This window comes from Sphingomonas rubra, assembly GCF_900115745.1.
GTDB lineage: Bacteria > Pseudomonadota > Alphaproteobacteria > Sphingomonadales > Sphingomonadaceae > Sphingomonas > Sphingomonas rubra.
Window position 1 is genome coordinate 113,178 of record NZ_FOXP01000008.1, and the last position, 18,606, is coordinate 131,783.

The 18,606-nt window shown below is 68.7% G+C and carries 14 protein-coding genes and 1 tRNA gene; 7 read left to right on the plus strand and 8 right to left on the minus strand.

Translation table 11 applies throughout. From position 1 onward, the window contains the following. Positions 1–2 precede the first annotated feature (2 nt). Positions 3–2,588: a PAS domain-containing protein gene (locus BM145_RS11225; RefSeq protein WP_245739279.1), complete on the plus strand. Its 2,586-nt coding sequence runs from the start codon at positions 3–5 to the stop codon at positions 2,586–2,588. Between the two features lie 92 nt (positions 2,589–2,680). On the opposite strand, the gene BM145_RS11230 is transcribed toward BM145_RS11225, so the two are convergent. The 3 genes from BM145_RS11230 to BM145_RS11240 form a co-directional block, all read right to left on the minus strand. Continuing rightward, positions 2,681–2,863, minus strand: coding sequence for a hypothetical protein (locus BM145_RS11230; protein WP_093333736.1), 183 nt, complete (start codon positions 2,861–2,863; stop codon positions 2,681–2,683). Positions 2,864–2,930: 67 nt separating this feature from the next. Beyond that, positions 2,931–3,143 (minus strand): cold-shock protein, encoded by a 213-nt coding sequence (locus BM145_RS11235; protein ID WP_093333737.1) that lies wholly within the window; start codon positions 3,141–3,143, stop codon positions 2,931–2,933. A gap of 640 nt (positions 3,144–3,783) precedes the next feature. After that, a tRNA-Gln gene (locus tag BM145_RS11240) sits at positions 3,784–3,857 on the minus strand. Between the two features lie 162 nt (positions 3,858–4,019). Between BM145_RS11240 and BM145_RS11245 the strand changes: the two genes are divergently transcribed. Beyond that, on the plus strand, positions 4,020–5,057 hold the full coding sequence (locus BM145_RS11245; protein ID WP_093333738.1) for a Ppx/GppA phosphatase family protein: 1,038 nt from the start codon (positions 4,020–4,022) through the stop codon (positions 5,055–5,057). Positions 5,058–5,067: 10 nt separating this feature from the next. Further along, on the plus strand, positions 5,068–5,739 hold the full coding sequence (locus BM145_RS11250; protein WP_093333739.1) for an RlmE family RNA methyltransferase: 672 nt from the start codon (positions 5,068–5,070) through the stop codon (positions 5,737–5,739). Positions 5,740–6,093: 354 nt separating this feature from the next. On the opposite strand, the gene rpoZ is transcribed toward BM145_RS11250, so the two are convergent. Then, the gene (gene rpoZ / locus BM145_RS11255; RefSeq protein ID WP_093333740.1) at positions 6,094–6,438 is read right to left on the minus strand and encodes a DNA-directed RNA polymerase subunit omega; all 345 of its coding nucleotides are present in this window, start codon (positions 6,436–6,438) and stop codon (positions 6,094–6,096) included. A gap of 118 nt (positions 6,439–6,556) precedes the next feature. Here rpoZ and BM145_RS11260 point away from each other — a divergent pair, with 118 nt between their 5' ends. Beyond that, positions 6,557–7,753 carry a phospholipase D-like domain-containing protein gene (locus BM145_RS11260; protein WP_177200177.1) on the plus strand — a complete coding sequence of 399 codons (1,197 nt, stop codon included), beginning with the start codon at positions 6,557–6,559 and terminating at the stop codon, positions 7,751–7,753. A gap of 97 nt (positions 7,754–7,850) precedes the next feature. Here BM145_RS11260 and BM145_RS11265 read toward each other — a convergent pair whose 3' ends face one another. The 3 genes from BM145_RS11265 to BM145_RS11275 all read right to left on the minus strand — a co-directional run bounded on the left by BM145_RS11265 (position 7,851) and on the right by BM145_RS11275 (position 11,828). Continuing rightward, entirely contained in the window at positions 7,851–8,900 is a 1,050-nt protein-coding gene (locus BM145_RS11265; RefSeq protein WP_093333741.1) for a mannose-1-phosphate guanylyltransferase/mannose-6-phosphate isomerase, read from the minus strand. 55 nt (positions 8,901–8,955) lie between these two features. Then, complete coding sequence (locus BM145_RS11270; RefSeq protein ID WP_245739281.1) at positions 8,956–10,299, minus strand: alginate export family protein; 1,344 nt, start codon at positions 10,297–10,299, stop codon at positions 8,956–8,958. Between the two features lie 191 nt (positions 10,300–10,490). Then, positions 10,491–11,828, minus strand: a complete 1,338-nt coding sequence (locus tag BM145_RS11275) for a dicarboxylate/amino acid:cation symporter (protein WP_093333742.1) — start codon at positions 11,826–11,828, stop codon at positions 10,491–10,493. 163 nt (positions 11,829–11,991) lie between these two features. Between BM145_RS11275 and BM145_RS11280 the strand changes: the two genes are divergently transcribed. Continuing rightward, the gene (locus tag BM145_RS11280) at positions 11,992–13,302 is read left to right on the plus strand and encodes an MFS transporter (RefSeq protein ID WP_093333743.1); all 1,311 of its coding nucleotides are present in this window, start codon (positions 11,992–11,994) and stop codon (positions 13,300–13,302) included. 126 nt (positions 13,303–13,428) lie between these two features. On the opposite strand, the gene BM145_RS11285 is transcribed toward BM145_RS11280, so the two are convergent. Further along, complete coding sequence (locus BM145_RS11285; RefSeq protein ID WP_093333744.1) at positions 13,429–14,043, minus strand: TetR/AcrR family transcriptional regulator; 615 nt, start codon at positions 14,041–14,043, stop codon at positions 13,429–13,431. A 110-nt stretch (positions 14,044–14,153) separates the two neighbouring features. Between BM145_RS11285 and BM145_RS11290 the strand changes: the two genes are divergently transcribed. After that, entirely contained in the window at positions 14,154–15,359 is a 1,206-nt protein-coding gene (locus tag BM145_RS11290; protein WP_093333745.1) for an efflux RND transporter periplasmic adaptor subunit, read from the plus strand. A gap of 1 nt (position 15,360) precedes the next feature. Continuing rightward, positions 15,361–18,606 carry an efflux RND transporter permease subunit gene (locus BM145_RS11295; protein ID WP_093333746.1) on the plus strand — a complete coding sequence of 1,082 codons (3,246 nt, stop codon included), beginning with the start codon at positions 15,361–15,363 and terminating at the stop codon, positions 18,604–18,606.

The following is an 18,606-nucleotide window of genomic DNA, read 5'->3' on the forward strand; positions in this document are numbered from 1 at the left end:
GCGTGCCCGATCGAGAGCCTTCCCCCGAGAGTCGCCGCGACGAGCAGCGTATCGCCACCGAACTCGTCGGCCTGGAACGGCATACCGATCCGTTCGTGGCGGCGGTGCACGCCACCCGCATGCCAATGATCATCACCAATCCGCGGCTGCCCGACAATCCGGTGGTGTTCGCCAACGACAGCTTCTGCCGCCTGACCGGCTATTTGCGTGAGGAGATCATCGGCCACAACTGCCGGTTCTTGCAAGGGCCGGAAACCGATGCCGAGACGGTTCGCCTGATCCACGAGGCAGTGGAACGGGTCGAGCCGCTCGAGATCGACATCCGCAATCATCGCAAGGACGGCGAGCCGTTCTGGAACCGGCTGCTGATGGCGCCGGTCTACGACGCCGACGGGCAGCTCGCCTATTTCTTCGCCAGCCAGGTCGACGTAACGCCGGAGCGGGACCGGGTGGCCGGGCTGGAGAACGACAACGCCGCGCTGATGGCCGAGCTGACCAGCCGGTTGCGCACGCAACAGGAGCGCGAGCGTGAACTCGACTTCGCGCTCAAGGCCGGGCGTTTCGGCACCTGGAGCCTGGATCTCGCCACCCGCGAGCTGACCTCGTCCGACCAGTGCAAGGCATTGTTCGGCCTGCCGCCCGAGGCGCCGTTCACCTTCGCCGACCGCGTCGCCGCGATCGTCGAGGAGGATCGGGAGCGGACGCGCGAGGCGCTCGACCGGACGATCGCGGAGGGCAGCGAGTACGAGGTCGAATATCGCATCCGCACCCCCGACGGCACGATCCGCTGGCTCACCAGCCGCGGGCAGCCCTTCTTCGGCGCGGACGGCGAGCCGCTGCGCCTCGCCGGAGTGTCGCTCGACATCACCGCCGTGAAGCGCGCCGAGCGGCGGCGCTTGGCCCTGGCCGGCCTGGGCGACACACTGCGCGACCTGGACGATGCCGCCGACATCTCCTTCGTCGCCGCCGAGGTGATCGGACGGACGCTGGAGGTCAGCCGCGCCGGCTACGGCCTGGTCGACCGCCGGGCCGAGACCATCATCATCGACCGCGACTGGAACGCCGACGGCGTCGTCAGCATCGCCGGCGTGCTCGCCTTTCGCGACTACGGCAGCTATATCGAGGACCTGAAGCGCGGCGACACCGCCGTGGTGCAGGACGCGCGTACGGACCCGCGCACCGCCGCCACCGCCGCCGCGCTGGAAGCGATCTCGGCCCGCTCGTTCATCAACATGCCGGTCGCCGAACAGGGCGAGATCGTGGCGTTGCTCTTCGTCAACCACGACGAACCACGAACCTGGACGCGCGAGGATCTGGACTTCCTCCGCGACGTCGCCGAACGAACCCGCACCGCCACCGAGCGCCGCCGCGTCGAGCGCGAACTCGCGGACCTCGCCGCCTCGCTGGAGCAGCAGGTTGTCGATCGCACGGCCGAACTGATGACCGCGGAGGAGGCGCTGCGCCAGTCGCAGAAGATGGAGGCGGTGGGCCAGCTGACCGGCGGTCTCGCCCACGACTTCAACAACCTGCTGACGGTGATCCGCGGCTCGGTCGACCTGCTCCGCCGCAGCGACGTGTCGGCGGAGCGGCGCACCCGCTACATCGACGCGATCGCCGACACCGCAGACCGCGCCGCGAAGCTGACCGCGCAGCTCCTCGCCTTCGCCCGGCGCCAGGCGCTCAAGCCAGAGCCGTTCGACGCGTGCGAGAGCGTGCAGGCGATCCAGCCGATGATCCACACGCTGGTCGGCCCGCGCATCCAGGTCGACGTCGATCTTCCCGATCGCCCGTGCGTGGTGAACGCCGACCGCAGTCAGTTCGACACCGCGCTCCTCAACATGGCGGTCAACGCGCGCGACGCGATGGGGGGCGAGGGAGCGTTGACGATGGCGATCGGCACGGTGACGGGGATGCCCGCGGTCCGGGCGCATCCGGCGATCGCGGGCGATTTCGTCACCATCGCCGTCAGCGACACCGGCAGCGGCATCGCCGCGGACAAGATCGACAAGATCTTCGAGCCGTTCTTCACCACCAAGGGCGTGGGCGAGGGAACCGGCCTGGGCCTCAGCCAGGTGTTCGGCTTCACCAAGCAGTCGGGCGGCGAGGTGGTGGTGGAGAGCCGCCAGGGTGAGGGCGCACGCTTCGTGATGTACCTGCCCGCCTCTCCCGACGACGCCGGCGACGCGGGGTCGGGTGCGGAGGCGGCACCGTCCTTGGCGGCCGGCGCGCGCATCCTGGTGGTGGAGGACAATCCGGAGGTCGGGCTGTTCGCGATCGAGGCGCTATCCGAGATGGGGTATCAGGCAGTGCTGGCCAGCGACGGCGCCACGGCACTGGCGCGGCTGGACACGGATGCCGACGACATCGACGTGGTGTTCTCGGACGTCGTCATGCCGGGCATGAGCGGCGTCGACCTAGGACAGGAGATCAGGCGCCGCTATCCGACCATGCCGGTCATCCTGACCAGCGGCTACAGCAGCGTGCTGGCCGCGGGCGGCACGCAAGGGTTCGAACTGCTGCACAAGCCCTACTCGGTCGACGAACTCGCGCGCGCCCTGCGCCGGGTGTCGGACCGGACGGCCGCGTAGCGCACATCGCACCACCGCCGCTGGACCACATCGCCGTCATCACCGTTCGGCATTCCGCTTCGCTGCGGGCCGAGCGCCGACCACGTTCGCTGTCAGGCGTTGTGCTTCGCCTCGCGGGTCTTGCGCGCGGTCTCGACCTCGCCGGCGCGATCGGCCATCGCGGTCCAGGCCTTGGCGGCCCGCTCCGATCGATCGCGGACGTTCTGCAGCGTCGCGGCGGCGGCGTTGGCGAGTTCCTGATCCGCGCGGGCGCGGAATAGTAGGGCGTCGGACATCTATGGTGACTCCTGAGCTGCGTGGAGAAGGAACGGCGGCCCCGACCGGGACCGCCGACCATCCGGGCTACTCGGCCGTCTGAAGATTGACCGCCGCCATCTTGCCGCGACGATCCTCCTCCAGGTCGTAGGCGATCCGCTGCCCGTCCTTCAGCGAGATCATGCCCGCGCGTTCCACCGCGGAGATGTGGACAAACGCGTCCTTGCCGCCGTCATCGGGCGAGATGAAGCCGAAGCCCTTGTCGGTATTGAAGAATTTGACGGTACCGTTGGTAGCCATAACTGCATGCCTTCTTGTTGAGCGCCGCCCACCTGCTGAGCGACACAGCGCATCCGAGGCAGGGAAAGAAGGAGCAGGAGCCGCAAAGCACCGAGAACCGTCGATTTGCGACTGTAGCCAGCGAGATATGGGCTCTCGAGAGCACAATAGCAAGGAACACCCACCAGGCCATTCGCCGCTTCTGCCATGGAGGCGTTACTTGGAACGGCACGGCATCATCTTCATGCGTTCGTTCCGGAATTTCTGGCCGGCTGCCAAGCCAGCCGCTCAGGACAAGCTTCAGCACGCAGCGCGCAGCGCGGCAGTGAAAGCGAAGGCAACCTCACACCTCTAGCGATGCGGCCGCGGAGCTTCGGATGCGCCGGGTGAATCTTATATCCTACCCCTCGATGCGAGCGGCGGTCTGCGTTCGCTCCCCGTCCGATCATCAAGGACGACGCCGCGGTCCACGTCATCCCGCCCCGTCGCGGCGCGGGCGCATGAATGGTCCCGCGCTTAGCCGTCACCGGCTGGCTGTGCAGCAACGAAACCGGTCGCCCCATGCGGACGGTCGCCTCACGCTTCGTCGCGCCGCTCGCAGATTATACAGAAAGTAAAGGGATCAGCGACGAGCACGAAATAGCTTCGATGCGGCGCGCGTTGGATGCCCGACAAGGATTCGAACCTTGATTGACGGAGTCAGAGTCCGCTCTCTTACCATTAGAGGATCGGGCAATCGCGGGCTCCTCTAGGTGGCCGGCCCGGGCGGGTCAAGTGGTTTGGCGCACATCCGCGAGCGTCGCCTTGTCGCGCGGGCGGATCGACGCTAGGTGAGAGGCAAGCACCGGGCGGGATCGCTCCCGCGGCGGCAGAACAGAACAGAAGGCACCACGGCTCATGGGGGATCACTCCCGACAGCCGTACCGGCAGGAACAGCCTGCCCGTCCGGCCCACCCCCGGCCGCCCCGCGGTCGATGGGGCGACGCGCAGGCCTATGCCGCGCTCGATCTCGGCACCAATAATTGCCGGCTGCTGATCGCGCGGCCGCAGGGACCCGGCTTCGCGGTGGTCGATGCCTTCTCGCGCATCGTCCGGCTCGGCGAGGGACTGGCGGCGAGCGGCCGCTTGTCCGACGCGGCGATCGACCGAACGCTGACGGCACTGCGGGTGTGCGCGGACAAGCTGAAGCGGCGCAACGTCGTGCTCGCCCGCTCGGTCGCCACCGAGGCGTGCCGCCGCGCGGCGAACGGCGCCGACTTCATCGCCCGCGCCCACGCGGAGACGGGCATCCGCCTCGACATCATCTCCGCCGAGGAGGAGGCGCGGCTCGCCGTGCTCGGCTGCCACGTGCTGATCGAACCCGGCGTCGATCCCGCCTTGATCTTCGACATCGGCGGTGGCTCGACCGAATTGGTGCTGGTCGACACGGCGGGCCCGGTGCCGCGCGTGCTCGACTGGCACTCCGCGCCGTGGGGCGTCGTGTCGCTGACCGAGAGCGCCGGCGGCGGCGACGATGCGGACGCGCGCGCCGGGTCCTACGCGCGGATGCGGGCACTCGCCGCCGACAGCATGGCGGCGTTCGCGGCGCGGCTGCCGCGCGGGGTTGCCAGGCCGCGACTGCTCGGCACCAGCGGCACGGTGACGACGCTGGGCAGCGTACATCTCGGTCTCAGCCACTATGACCGGGCCGCCGTCGACGGGTCGATCGTGCCGGCGGCGGCGATGCGGCAGATCTGCACGATGCTGTCCCGCCAGTCGATCGAGGAGCGCGCGACCGTAGCCTGCATCGGCAACGAGCGCGCCGACCTGGTCGTCGCGGGCTGCGCGATCCTGGAGGCGATCATGGACCTGTGGCCGGCCGAGCGGATCGGCATCGCCGACCGCGGCATCCGTGAAGGCATCCTGCGCCGACTGATGGGGGAGCGCCGGCCATGAGGACGGGGCGATGAGCAGGGGCGGATCGGGCGGGCGCACCCGCGTCAAGACCGCACGCGGGCGCACCGCCGCGTCGCAGCGCTGGCTGGAGCGGCAGCTGAACGACCCCTATGTCCGCCGCGCCAAAGCGGAGGGCTATCGCAGCCGTGCCGCCTACAAGCTGACCGAACTGGACGAGCGGTTCGCGATCCTGAAAGGCGCGCGCCGCGTGGTCGATCTGGGCATCGCGCCGGGCGGCTGGGCACAGGTGGTGCGGCGGCAGGTGCCGGCGGCCCGCGTGGTCGGCATCGACCTGCTGCCGGTCGACCCCATCGACGGCGTCACCATCTTCCAGATGGACTTCCTCGACGATGCGGCACCCGCCGCGCTGATCGAGGCGCTGGGTGGCGCGCCCGACTTGGTGCTGTCGGACATGGCGGCCAACACGGTCGGCCATCCGCAGACGGACGCGCTGCGCACGATGGCGCTGGTCGAGACCGCGCTCGCCTTCGCGGTCGACGTGCTGGTGCCGGGGGGGACGTTCGTCGCCAAGGTGTTCGCGGGCGGCGCGGATTCGACGCTGGTGGCGGAGATGAAGCGGAATTTCACGAGCGTGAAGCACGCCAAGCCGCCGGCGAGTCGCAAGGGATCGGTGGAATGGTTCGTGGTCGCACAGGGATTCAAGGGCCGCTCAGCGGAATAGCGTCGCTATTCCGCGTCGCGGCGCGGCCATGGCCGGCGGGGGCGAAGCCTCCGTTAGACGCAGCCTGTCCTGAGCGCCTGCCTTGGCAGGCAGCCGAAGCGTGGCTTCGCCGCGGCGGGGCTCGCGTCCCCGCCTTTCGTCACCCCGGACTTGATCCGGGGTCCATCCGTCCCCGCGCCTCACGGCCGGTTGCTCTCGCGGCACCATGGATGCCGGGTCAAGCCCGGCATGACGGAAGGTAGGTGGTGGTGGTGAAACAGCCCCGCCACGGGCAAAGCCCGCGTCGTCAGTCGTCGTTGCACGACGCTGGCCGGGGTAAGGCTCTTCGTCGATTAGCTACGCTAATCGCCTGCCTTACCCATCATAATCCGCGCCCAGATTCTGGTTCCGCGGCGGCGCCGCGGCGGTCAGGCGCAGCGCCTCGGCCGAGGCCGACAGCGAACCGATCGCGTCCACCTCGTCGTCATCGTCCATCTGCACCTTCTGCAGGCCGGTGATGACCGACTCCTGCAGCTGATCCGGCCGCACCGTCTGCTCGGCGATCTCGCGCAGCGCGACCACCGGATTCTTGTCGCGGTCGCGGTCCAGCGTCAGGTCGGCACCGCCGGAGATCTGCCGGGCGCGCTGCGCGGCGAACAGCACCAGGTCGAACCGGTTCGAAACCTTGTCGACGCAATCCTCAACGGTGACGCGTGCCATGCCGTGTCCTCAATTCACAAAAATTCCGGGATAAGCGGCGCCGCTACCAGTGGGATGGCGAAAAAGCAAGGTTGGCGACGCGGATCGAGTCGGCGGTCCGGCGCGTAATGCCGGTGTCATGGCCGCCTCCGTCGCCTCCGCCCGCGTGGATCACCCGCCCGAGCAGCCGGTGTTCACCGTGGACGGCAATCGGTTGACGCTGCTCGACACCGGGCCGCGCCGGCTCGACGCGCTGATCGACCTGATCGAGCGCGCCCGCCGCTCGCTGCGAATCCTCTATTACATCTACGCCGACGACGCATCGGGCGCCCGCGTCAACGCCGCGCTGGTCGCGGCCGCCCGGCGCGGCGTGACGGTGGCGCTGATCGTCGACGGCTTCGGCAGCGACGATACACCACCCGGCTTCTTCGCGCCGCTGGAGAAGGCGGGTGTCGACTTCTGCCACTTCTCCGCGAAGTTCGGCCGCCGCTACCTGCTGCGCAACCACCAGAAACTGGCACTCGCCGACGCGGAGGACGCGCCCCGCATCATCATCGGCGGCTTCAACGTCGAGGACGATTATTTCGGCACGGTCGCCGAACAGGCCTGGCGCGACCTGGGATTGCTGGTCGAAGGACCGGCGGCCGCGCGGATGGGCGCTTACTTCGATTCGCTGAAGACCGCGATCGAGCATCCCAAGCTCAAGGTCCGTCCGCTCAACCGGACGCTGGCGCGGTTCAGCGAGACGGAGGGGCGGCTGCGCTGGCTAATCGGCGGACCGACGCGGAAACTGTCGCCCTGGGCACGCACGCTGCGCATCGACATCGCCGCGGGCCGGTGCATCGACGTGATCGCCGGCTATTTCACGCCGAGCCCCTTGCTGCTGCGCCGGATCGAGCGCGCCGGCCGGTCGAGCAAGCGCGTCCGCATCGTCACCGCCGCCAAGTCGGACAACAACGCGACGATCGCCGCCGCGCGCTTCTCCTACGCAGGGCTGCTGCGCCGCGGCGTGCAATTGTTCGAGTATCAACCGACCAAGCTGCATACCAAGCTCTACGTCGTCGACGACGCGGTCCATATCGGCTCCGCCAATTTCGACATGCGCAGCCTGTTCATCAACCTCGAACTGATGCTCAGGGTGGAGGACGCCGCCTTCGCCGACCACGTCCGCGGCTATGTCGAAGGCGAGATCGCGCAGTCGCTGGCGATCACCAAAGAGGTCTACAAGGCGCGCACCGGCTGGTGGCAGCGGGTGAAGCAGTTCGGCGCGTATCTAACGATCGCGGTGGTCGATCCCAGCGTCTCGCGCGGGTTGAACTTCGGGATCGACGAGTAACGGCGTCATGCCGGGCTCGTCCCGGCATTCAGAGCCACAGGCGGGAGCGCTGCCTGGCTCTGGACACCGGGACGATCCCGGTGTGACGTAGAACACCCTACCGCTTCATCGCATCCAGCAGCTTCTTGACCTCCTGGCTGCGGCCGCGCGGCACGATCAGCACGTCGTCGCCGCTCGCCACCACGACGAGGTCCGACACGCCGACCACCGCGATCCGCACGCGGTCCGAGCGGATCAGGCAGTTGCGGCTGTCGAGCATGATGACCTCGCCGCCCTGCGTATTCTCGTCCTCGTCGCGCTCGCTGATCGCGTGCAGCGCGTCCCAGCTGCCCACGTCGCTCCACCCCATCGACACGGGAACCACCGCGACCCGCTCGGCCTTCTCCATCACGGCATAGTCGATCGAGTCGGACGGCGAGGCGGCGAACGCCTCCGCTTGCGGAGTCACCCGCGTGCCGTCGCGCGTGGCGGCCGCCATCGCCTGCTGCGCGGCGTGCAGGATCTCGGGCGCGTAGGAGGCGAGCGCGCCCAGATACATGTCGGCGCGGAACAGGAAGATGCCGCCGTTCCACGAATGGCCACCCGCCGCCAGCATCGCCTCCGCCCGGTCGAGCGGCGGCTTCTCGACGAAGCGGGCGACGCGGTGGACGCCCGGCACGATCTCGTCCCCCGTCTGGATCCAGCCATAGCCGATCTCCGGCGCGTCGGGTTCGATCCCGAACGTCACCAGCCAGCCGTCGTTGACCAGCGGCAGCGCCGCGTCGATCGCCGCGTGAAAGGCGGGCACGTCGGCGATGACGTGATCGGACGGCATCACCAGCAGCGCGTCCTCCGGATGCGACGCGGCCAGCGCGGCCAGCGCGATCGCCGGCGCGGTGTTGCGCCCGGTGGGCTCCAGCACCAGCGCCTGCGGGGTCAGCCCGATCGAGGCGAGCTGCCCCTCCACCTCCTCCGCATGCGCCGCATTGGCGACGATGATCGGCGCGGCGAAACCACGCCCCCGCGCCCGCGCGGCAGTCAGTTGCAGCATCGTCTGCGTCGAGGTCAGCGACAGGAACTGCTTGGGCAGTTCGGGCCGCGACATCGGCCACAGCCGCGTGCCGGACCCGCCGGACAGGATGACGGGGACGATCGGAAAGGCGGTCATGAATACTCCAGCGGGAACTCTGTCCCGGTAACGCATCGTTTCGGCAACGTGTCCATCAGAAGCGGAAGCTGAGCCACCCGGCGAAGAAGTCTGAACTGGTATATCCCGCGCGCCGCAGTACCGGCCCCGCCGTCAGATGTTCGTAGCGGCCGGTAAAGGCCAAGCGCGGGGTGATCGACCACACCAGTTGCAACCGTGCCATCTCGCCGAACTTGTGCCCGTCGACCCGCTCGGTGCCCGCGAAGGGCGATCCATTGGCGCGGTACACCGCGTCGGTGGCGGTGTCGCGCCAGGCGAACTGATATTCGGCGATCGCGCGCACGCCCTTCAGCGGCGTGAACTGCACGTTGGGCGCCACCGCGACCAGGTTGGTCGGCGTCGCGAACAACTGGTAGCTATAGTAGATATTGTTGCCGAACGGGGCCAGCGCGTTGCGGAGCGTGCCCCGGCCGTACGCGCCGCCGCCGCTGGCGTAATCGGCATGGACGCCGACGCGGGGGCTCCCCTTGGCGTCCGACAGCGCGAAGGTCTGCGCCAGGAACACCTGCCACGCGCTGATCCGCCGCCCGTTGAAGTCGCCGCCCTGCCGGTTGACCGTCCAGTCGATCGTCGCGCGCCCGGCGTCGCCCCAGACGTGGACGCCGTAATAGTTCCGCGCCTCTCGCGCCGTCACGCCACCCCACGCCTGGTCGAGCGAGCGCAGCCGCCACACGAAGGGATCGACGTACAACTGCCCCTCGCCGAACAGGTTCGCGGGCAGCACGATACCGGTGGTCACGCCGGAGAAGCGGTTGAGGTCGTCGACCCGGTCGTCGCGCGTGCCGCCGTAACCGAGCGCGGTGAACTTGAAGTCGAACAGGTCGACGCGCACGCGCGGCCCCCGTGCCCAGGCGCGGATGCCGTTCAGGACGAAGCGGATCGTGTTGTTGTCGCGCGACGAGATCAGCAGGTTGGCGCCGTCGGTGAACTCCTGCCGGCCGTAGCGCGCACCCACGGTCACGTCGGCGATGTCGGTGGTGGCATCGACGAACGCCTGCTGCACCACCAGCCGGTTGCGCAGCGACGTGGTCGGCGTGCCGAGTTCGACGCCGCCCAGCCCCGCATGCGCGACCTCGCCGAACACGCGGACATGCTCGCCCAGGTGCAGGTCGGCGCCGCCGACGAGGCGCACGATGTCCTGTCGCTGCGCGCGCCTTTCGCGCAGGTCGGGGTTGGTGGTGTGGTTGACGCGCAACCGCGCCTCGCCCGACAGCGTCAGGTACACGTCGCCGTCCGCCGCGATCGGCAGATATTTCAGCCGGTCGATCCAGTCGGTCCGCTTCGCCGGATCGCGGAACTTGGTCCAATCCTCCGCCCAGCGCGAGAAATTATAGCCGGCGGTCGACGGCCCGTCGCCCACCGCCTCGGGCGGATAGGCGGTGGCTGCCGGCGACGCCGGCGCGCGCGAGGCATTGTTCTCGATCGGCGCGGGTACCTCCCCTGCGGCGCGGTCGACTGGGTGGGCGCGGTCTGCGCCGCGGCCGGCACGGCGGCGAGCAGTGCGGGTACCGCCGCGAGGCGGAAGGAACGAACGATCAAGAACACGGTCCTTCAGTCGGGGGACACGGCGTCGGGCGCCATCTGGTCGACGCGCAGGCTCTCGCCGTTCAGCGCGCGGGTCAGCTGCGCGTGGTCGAGCACGCCCTCCCAGCGCGACACCACCACGGTGGCGACGGCGTTGCCGATGAAGTTGGTAAGGCTGCGGCACTCGCTCATGAACCGGTCGACGCCCAGGATCAGCGCCATGCCCGCGACCGGCACCGACGGCACGATGCTGAGCGTCGCGGCCAGCGTGATGAACCCCGCCCCCGTCACGCCCGCGGCACCCTTGGACGACAGCATCGCGACGCCGAGCAGCAGCAACTGCTCGCCCAGCGTCAGGTCGACGTTGGTCGCCTGCGCGATGAACAGCGCCGCCAGCGTCATGTAGATGTTGGTGCCGTCGAGGTTGAACGAGTAACCCGTCGGCACGACGAGGCCGACGACCGATTTGGGGCAGCCCGCCCGCTCCATCTTCTCGATCAGCGAGGGCAACGCCGACTCCGACGACGAGGTGCCGAGCACCAGCAGCAGCTCGCCCTTCAGGTAGGAGATCAGCTTCAGGATCGAGAAGCCGCACGCCCTCGCCACCACGCCCAGCACCACCAGCACGAACAGCAGTGCCGTCAGGTAGAAGGTCGCGACCAGCGCTGCGAGGTTGGCGAGCGTGCCGACGCCGTAGGCGCCGATGGTGAAGGCCATCGCGCCGAACGCGCCGATCGGCGCCGCTTTCATCACGATCGCGACCAGCTTGAAGACGACGGTGGACAGCTCGGTCAGCGCCGACAGGACACGCTCGCCCCGCTCCCCCACCATCGCCAGCGCGATGCCGAACAGGATGGCGGTGAACAGCGTCTGGAGGATGTTGCCCGCGGTCAGCGCTGACACGAACGTGTCGGGGATCACGCCGAGCAGGAAACCGGTCAGCGTCGATTCATGCGCCTTGGCGGCGTAGGTCGCGACCTTGCCCGCATCGAGCGTCGCCGGATCGATGTTCAGCCCCGCGCCCGGCCGCACCACATTGGCGACGATCAGCCCGACGATCAGCGCCAGGGTCGAGAAGAACAGGAAATAGGCGAAGGCCTTGCCCGCCACGCGCCCCACCGCCGCCAGGTCGCGCATCCCCGCGATGCCGGTGACGATGGTCAGGAAGATTACCGGCGCGATAATCATCTTCACCAGCTTGATGAACGCGTCGCCGAGCGGCTTCAGCGCCTCGCCCGTCGTTGGCGCGAAATGGCCGAGCAGCACGCCCGCGGCGATCGCGATCAGCACCTGGACGTACAGGTGCGTGTACCATGGCCCCGCCGCGGGGGGTGTCGCGTGCGCGTCGACGTCGGGGTGGATCATGCGTCTTCTCTCTGGATGCGGCCGTGGCGCGCCTGACGCTCGTGTGGCGGGAGAAGACCGTGGCGGCAACCCTTGCCATCGGTCGGATCGGCCGCTTCGTCCCGTGCGCATACTTGCCTGGCGTGGCGGCGGGGGCCATGCTGGCGCGCAAAGGGAGACGGCATTGCAGCATTCGGACACACGCCCGCTCGATCAGCGCGAGCGCCTGAAGGCGATCATCGGCGGCTCGACCGGCAATCTGGTCGAATGGTTCGACTGGTACGTCTACTCCGCCTTCACCCTCTATTTCGCGCCGCACTTCTTCCCCTCGGAGGATCGCACCGCGCAATTGCTCAGCGCCGCGGCGATCTTCGCGGTCGGCTTCCTGATGCGGCCGATCGGCGCCTGGGTAATGGGCATCTACGCCGACAGCCGGGGCCGCAAGGCCGGGCTGACGCTGTCGGTGACGCTGATGTGCGCGGGCTCGCTCATCATCGCCTGCACGCCGGGGTACGAGACGATCGGCGTGTTCGCGCCCATCCTGCTCGTCGTCGCGCGGCTGATGCAGGGCCTGTCGGTCGGCGGCGAGTACGGCGCGTCGGCGACCTACCTGACCGAGATGGCCGGCAAGGATCGGCGCGGCTTCTTCTCGTCCTTCCAGTACGTGACGCTGATCTCGGGCCAGTTGCTCGCCATCTGCGTCCTCCTGATCCTCCAGGCGACGATGACCGAGGCGGCGCTCGACGCCTGGGGCTGGCGTATCCCCTTCGCCATCGGCGCGGTGCTGGCGGTGGTCGTCTTCTACATCCGCCGCGGCCTCGCCGAGACGCAGAGCTTCGCCAACGCCCAAGAACTGAAGGCATCCGGGGGCGCGCCGAAATCGGGCTTCTTCGAGCTGATCCGCCATCACCCGCGCGAGACGGCGGTGGTGATGCTGCTGACGGCGGGCGGCACGCTCGCCTTCTACGCCTACTCGATCTACATGCAGAAATTCCTGGTCAACACGTCGGGCTTCAGCCGCGAGGTGGCGAGCCAGATCAACGCCGCGACCCTGTTCGTCTTCATGCTGCTCCAGCCGCTCGCCGGCGGCCTGTCCGACCGGATCGGGCGCAAGCCGCTGATGGTCGGCTTCGGCGTCGCGGGCCTGCTCTTCACCTATCCCATCTTCACCGCGCTGGAGACCGCGACCGACCCGATCTACGCCGGCGCGCTCGTCATGGCGGCGCTGGTGATCGTCACCGGCTACACCTCGATCAACGCGGTGGTGAAGGCGGAGCTGTTCCCCGCCCATATCCGCGCGCTCGGCGTCGCCCTGCCCTACGCGCTCGCCAACACGCTGTTCGGCGGCACCGCGGAGTTCGTCGCGCTCAAGTTCAAGGACAGCGGCTGGGAGCGGGGATTCTACTGGTACGTCACCGCGATGATCGGCGTGTCGCTGATCGTCTACCTCAAGATGCGCGACACCCGCACCCACAGCCGCATCGCGGAGGATTGAGAGCCCGTACCCCGGCGAAGGCCGGGGCCCAGGTGGGAAGGCTTGCGTGAGTATCTGGAAAGCGTTGCCCACCTGGGCCCCGGCCTTCGCCGGGGTACGAGATGGATAGGCAGGAACCCACGCGCCCTACCCCAGCAGTTCCCCCAACTCCCGGTCGAGCAGCGCTTCGATCCGCCGCGTCACCGCCGCCTCGCCCGCCGGATCGACCAGCCGCCGGTACATCAGCCCCATGCCGAGCACGAGGATCAGCGAAACGATCCCCTCCCGCTCCGCCGCGCGATCGGCACCCGGTGCCAGCGCCTCCAGCGCAGTCGCCAGCAACGCATTGATCTTGACGTCGGTATCCCGCTGAATGGCGGCGATGCGATCGTTGCGCGCGGCCTCCGCGGCGATCTCGGTCATCAGCCGGCATTCCTCGATCGGATCGTCGAAGCGCACGAATCGCCCGATCCAGTCGCGAATCGCATCCGCGTCGCGAGTCGCGACCGCCGCGCGCAGACCCGCCTCGTCAAGGAAATCGGCGAGGTCGACCGCGACGATCGCCGCGACGATATCTTCCTTGGCCGAGAAGTCGCGATAGATCTGGCCGACGCGGATGCCCGACGCGGCCGCGATCTGCGCCACGCCCGTCGCGTGAAAACCATGTTCGGTGAACAGCTTGCGCGCGACGTCGATAAGGTGGCGGCGGCGATCTTCCGCCCTGGCTGCGCGGCACGCAACTGGTGAATGCAATATGGTCACGCGGCTGTCACCTCGATCCGGCTTGCTTTATCTAGGTTGAACGGAGTATCGGCCAAAGTGTGAGTGAACGATCACTCCCCCTTTCTCTAGCACGAGCGGTGGGTTTTCCCATGAAGAATATCGTCCCGGCGGTAACGATTGCGCTGTTCCTCGCCGCCTGCGGCCAGCAGGAGGAGCAGGCTGCCCCGCCGCCGCCGCAGGTCGGCTTCGTCACGCTGCAACCGCAATCGGTGACGCTGACCACCGAACTGCCCGGCCGCACCAGCGCCTACGAGACGTCGGAGGTCCGCCCGCAGGTCAACGGCATCGTCCTCGCGCGGCTGTTCGACGAGGGCGACACCGTCCGCCAGGGGCAGCCGCTCTACCGCATCGATCCGACGCCCTATCAGGCGCAGGTGGCGAGCGCGCGTGCCGCGCTGGCCCGCGCGCGCGCCGCGATCGCGTCGAGCCGCGCGCTCGCCCGCCGCTACGGCGAGCTGGTCAAAATCAACGCCATCTCCCGCCAGGAATTCGAGAACGCCACCACCAGCGCGCAGCAGGCGGAGGCCGACGTGGCCGCGCAGCAGGCGGCGCTCCGCTCGGCGCAGATCGATCTCGCCCGCACCACCATCCGCGCGCCGATCTCCGGCCGCATCGGTCGTTCCGCCTTCACCACCGGCGCGCTCGTCACCGCAGCGCAGACCCAGCCGCTCGCGACGATCCAGCGGATCGACCCGATGTTCGTCGACATCCAGCAGTCGAGCGCCGACCTGCTCCGCCTGCGCCAGCAGATCATGGCCGGCGCGGTCACGCGCGGCGGACCGCAGGCGGCGCGCGTGCGCCTGAAGCTGGAGGACGGCAGCACCTATCCGATCGAGGGCACGCTCCAGTTCGCCGACGTGACGGTCGATCCCGCCACCGGCAGCCAGGCGATCCGCGCGCGCTTCGCCAACCCCAATGGCCTTCTCCTCCCCGGCATGTTCGCGCGCGCCGAGATGGTCGAGGGGACGCAAGGCTCGGCCCTGCTCGTCCCCCAGCGCGGGTTGTCGCGCGACGAGAAGGGCCAGGCGACGGTGATGGTCGTCGGCCAGGGCAACAAGGTCGAGCCGCGGATCGTCCAGACGAACCGCGCGATCGGCGACAACTGGCTCGTCACCGGCGGCCTCAAGCAGGGCGACCGCGTGATCGTCGAGGGCGCGCAGAACCTCCAGCCGGGGGCGCAGGTGAACCCGGTGCCGTACAACCCGAATGCCAAGCCCGCGCCGCCGCAGGGCGGCCAGCCGCAAGGTCAGGCCCAGGGCCAGGCCCAGAGTCAGGCAAAGGGCGAGACCAAGTAACATGTCCCGTTATTTCATCGATCGGCCGATCTTCGCCTTCGTCATCGCCATCGTGCTGATGCTGGCGGGCGCGCTCGCCATCCGCACGCTGCCGATCGCGCAGTTCCCGACGATCGCGCCGCCCGCGGTCGCGATCAACGTCGTCTATCCCGGTGCCGACGCCGAGACGATCGAGCGCACCACGACGCAGATCATCGAGCAGCAGCTGAAGGGCATCGACAACCTCCGCTATTTCTCGTCCTCGTCGACCTCGGCGGGCGCGGCGACGATCACGCTCACCTTCGAACAGGGCGCCGATCCCGACATCGCGCAGGTCCAGGTGCAGAACAAGGTCGCCGCGGCGACCCCGCTCCTCCCGCAGGAGGTCCAGCGCCAGGGCGTGCAGGTGCAGAAGTCGGCCAACAACTTCCTGCTCGTCGTCGGCCTCTATTCCGAGAACGGCGACCATGACGGTGCCGACCTGGCCGACTACGTCGTGTCGCGGCTTCAGGACCCGATCAGCCGCGTCAACGGCGTCGGCGAGGCGCAGGTGTTCGGGTCGCAGTACGCGATGCGCATCTGGGTCGATCCGATCAAGCTCGCCTCCTATCAGCTGACCATGGCCGACGTGACGGCGGCAGTGACCGCGCAGAACGCGCAGGTCTCGGCCGGCCAGATCGGCGGCCTGCCCGCGCCCAAGGAGCAGATGCTCAACGCGACCGTCTCGGTCCAGTCGCGCCTCCAGACGCCGCAGGAATTCGCCAACATCCGCCTGAAGACGGCGGCGAGCGGCGCCGTGGTGCGCCTCAGCGACGTGGCGCGCGTCGCCCTCGGCTCGGAGAATTACGGCTTCGACCTGAAATATAACGGCCACCCGGCCTCGGGCTTCGGCATCCGCCTCGCCCCCGGCGCCAACGCGCTCGACACCGTCACCGCCGTCAAGGACGAAGTCGCGCGCATCGCCAAGGGCTTCCCGCCCGACGTGAAGGTCGTCTACCCTTACGACACCACGCCGTTCGTGCGGCTGTCGGTCGAGCAGGTCGTCCACACCCTGATCGAGGCGGTGGTGCTCGTCTTCCTCGTCATGTTCCTGTTCCTGCAGAACTGGCGCGCGACGATCATCCCGACGATCGCGGTGCCCGTCGTGCTCCTCGGCACCTTCGCGGTGATGGCGCTCGCCGGCTACTCGATCAACACGCTAACGCTGTTCGGCATGGTGCTCGCCATCGGCCTGCTCGTCGACGACGCGATCGTCGTGGTCGAGAATGTCGAGCGGCTGATCCAGACCGAGGGGCTCAGCCCCAAGGAAGCCGCGCGCAAGTCGATGGACGAGATCACCGGCGCGCTGGTCGGCATCGCGCTGGTCCTGTCGGCGGTGTTCCTGCCGATGGCGTTCTTCGGCGGCTCGACCGGCGTCATCTACCGCCAGTTCTCGATCACGATCGTCTCGGCGATGGTGCTGTCGATCATGGTCGCGCTGATCCTGACGCCGGCACTGTGCGCGACGATCCTGAAGCCCCACGATCCCGCTCGCCATCACGAGCCCAAGCCCGGCATCCGCGGCTGGCCGCAGCGCTTCTTCAACTGGTTCAACGACAAGTTCGACCGCGGGCAGGTCAAGTACGAGCGCGGCGTGAAGCGCACCGCGCGCAGCTGGAAACGGTCGTTCCTCGTCTACTTCCTGATCGTGCTCGGCATGGGCTTCCTGTTCGTCCGCATGCCGACGGGCTTCCTGCCCGACGAGGACCAGGGCTACCTGATCGCGCTCGTCCAAGGCCCGTCGGGCGCCACCGCCGGCCGCACCGACAAGGCGCTCGACACCGTTCGCGACCATTTCCTGAAAAGCGAGAGCGCCAACGTGAAGGGCGTCTTTACGATCAGCGGCTTCTCCTTCGCGGGGCAAGGCCAGAACGCCGGCCTCGCCTTTATCAACCTGAAGGACTGGGAGGAGCGTTCGGGCGCGGAGAACAAGGCCGCGGCGATCGCCGGCCGCGCCATGGGGCCGCTATCGCAGTTCCACGACGCGATGATCTTCGCCCTGTCGCCGCCGGCGGTGTCCGAACTCGGCAATGCGACCGGCTTCGACCTGTGGCTGACCGACACCGGCGGCGCGGGTCACGCGGGGCTGCTCGCCAAGCGCAACCAGATGCTGGGCATGGCGATGGGCGACAAGGGCGTGACCCAGGTCCGCCCGCTGAGCCTCGACGACGCCGCGCAGCTCAACGTCGAGGTCGACCAGGACAAGGCGCGCGCGCTAGGCCTCGACCTGTCGGAGATCAATTCGACCATCTCCACCGCCTGGGGCGGCGCCTATGTCAACGACTTCATCGACCGCGGCCGCGTCAAGCGCGTCTACCTGCAGGCGGACACGCCATACCGTTTGAACCCCGCATCGATCGGCGACTTCTTCGTGCGCGGCGCGAGTGGGCAGATGGCGCCGTTCACCGCCTTCTCGACGCAGAGCTGGACCAAGGCACCCGTGCAGTTGACGCGCTACAACGGCGTCCCCGCCTTCGAGATCCAGGGCGCCCCCGCCCCCGGCCTGTCGACGGGCAGCGCGATGGACGCGATGGAGGCGATCCACGACAAGCTGCCGCCCGGCACCGGCCTCAGCTGGACCGGCCTGTCCTACGAGGAGCAATTGTCGGGCGGTCAGGCACCGGCGCTCTACGCGCTGTCGCTGATCATCGTCTTTCTCTGCCTGGCTGCCCTCTACGAGAGCTGGTCGGTGCCGATCGCGGTGATGCTCGTCGTGCCGCTCGGCGTGGTCGGCGCGCTGCTCGCGGCGTCGCTGACGGGGCTCAACAACGACATCTACCTCCAGGTCGGCCTCATCACCACGATCGGCGTGGCGGCGAAGAACGCGATCCTGATCGTCGAGTTCGCCGAGGAACGCCTACGCGACGGCATGTCGCCGTTCGACGCGGCGGTGGAGGCGGCCAAGCTGCGCCTGCGGCCCATCCTGATGACGTCGCTCGCCTTCGTCTTCGGCGTGCTGCCGCTGGCGCTGTCGACCGGCGCGGGTGCCGGCGGGCAGAATGCGATCGGGCGCGCGGTGGTCGGCGGCATGCTGTCGGCGACGGTGCTCGCGATCTTCTTCGTGCCGATGTTCTTCGTCACCGTCAGCCGCCTGTTCGGCCACGGCAAGGAGGACGCCGGCGGAGCGGGTTCGTCGGCGAACGCCGACAAGCCCAACGCCTCGTCGGACATCACGCCCGACGGCGGCAACCGATCCTCCGACGGCGGTGAAGCGCCGCAGGGAGCCTGA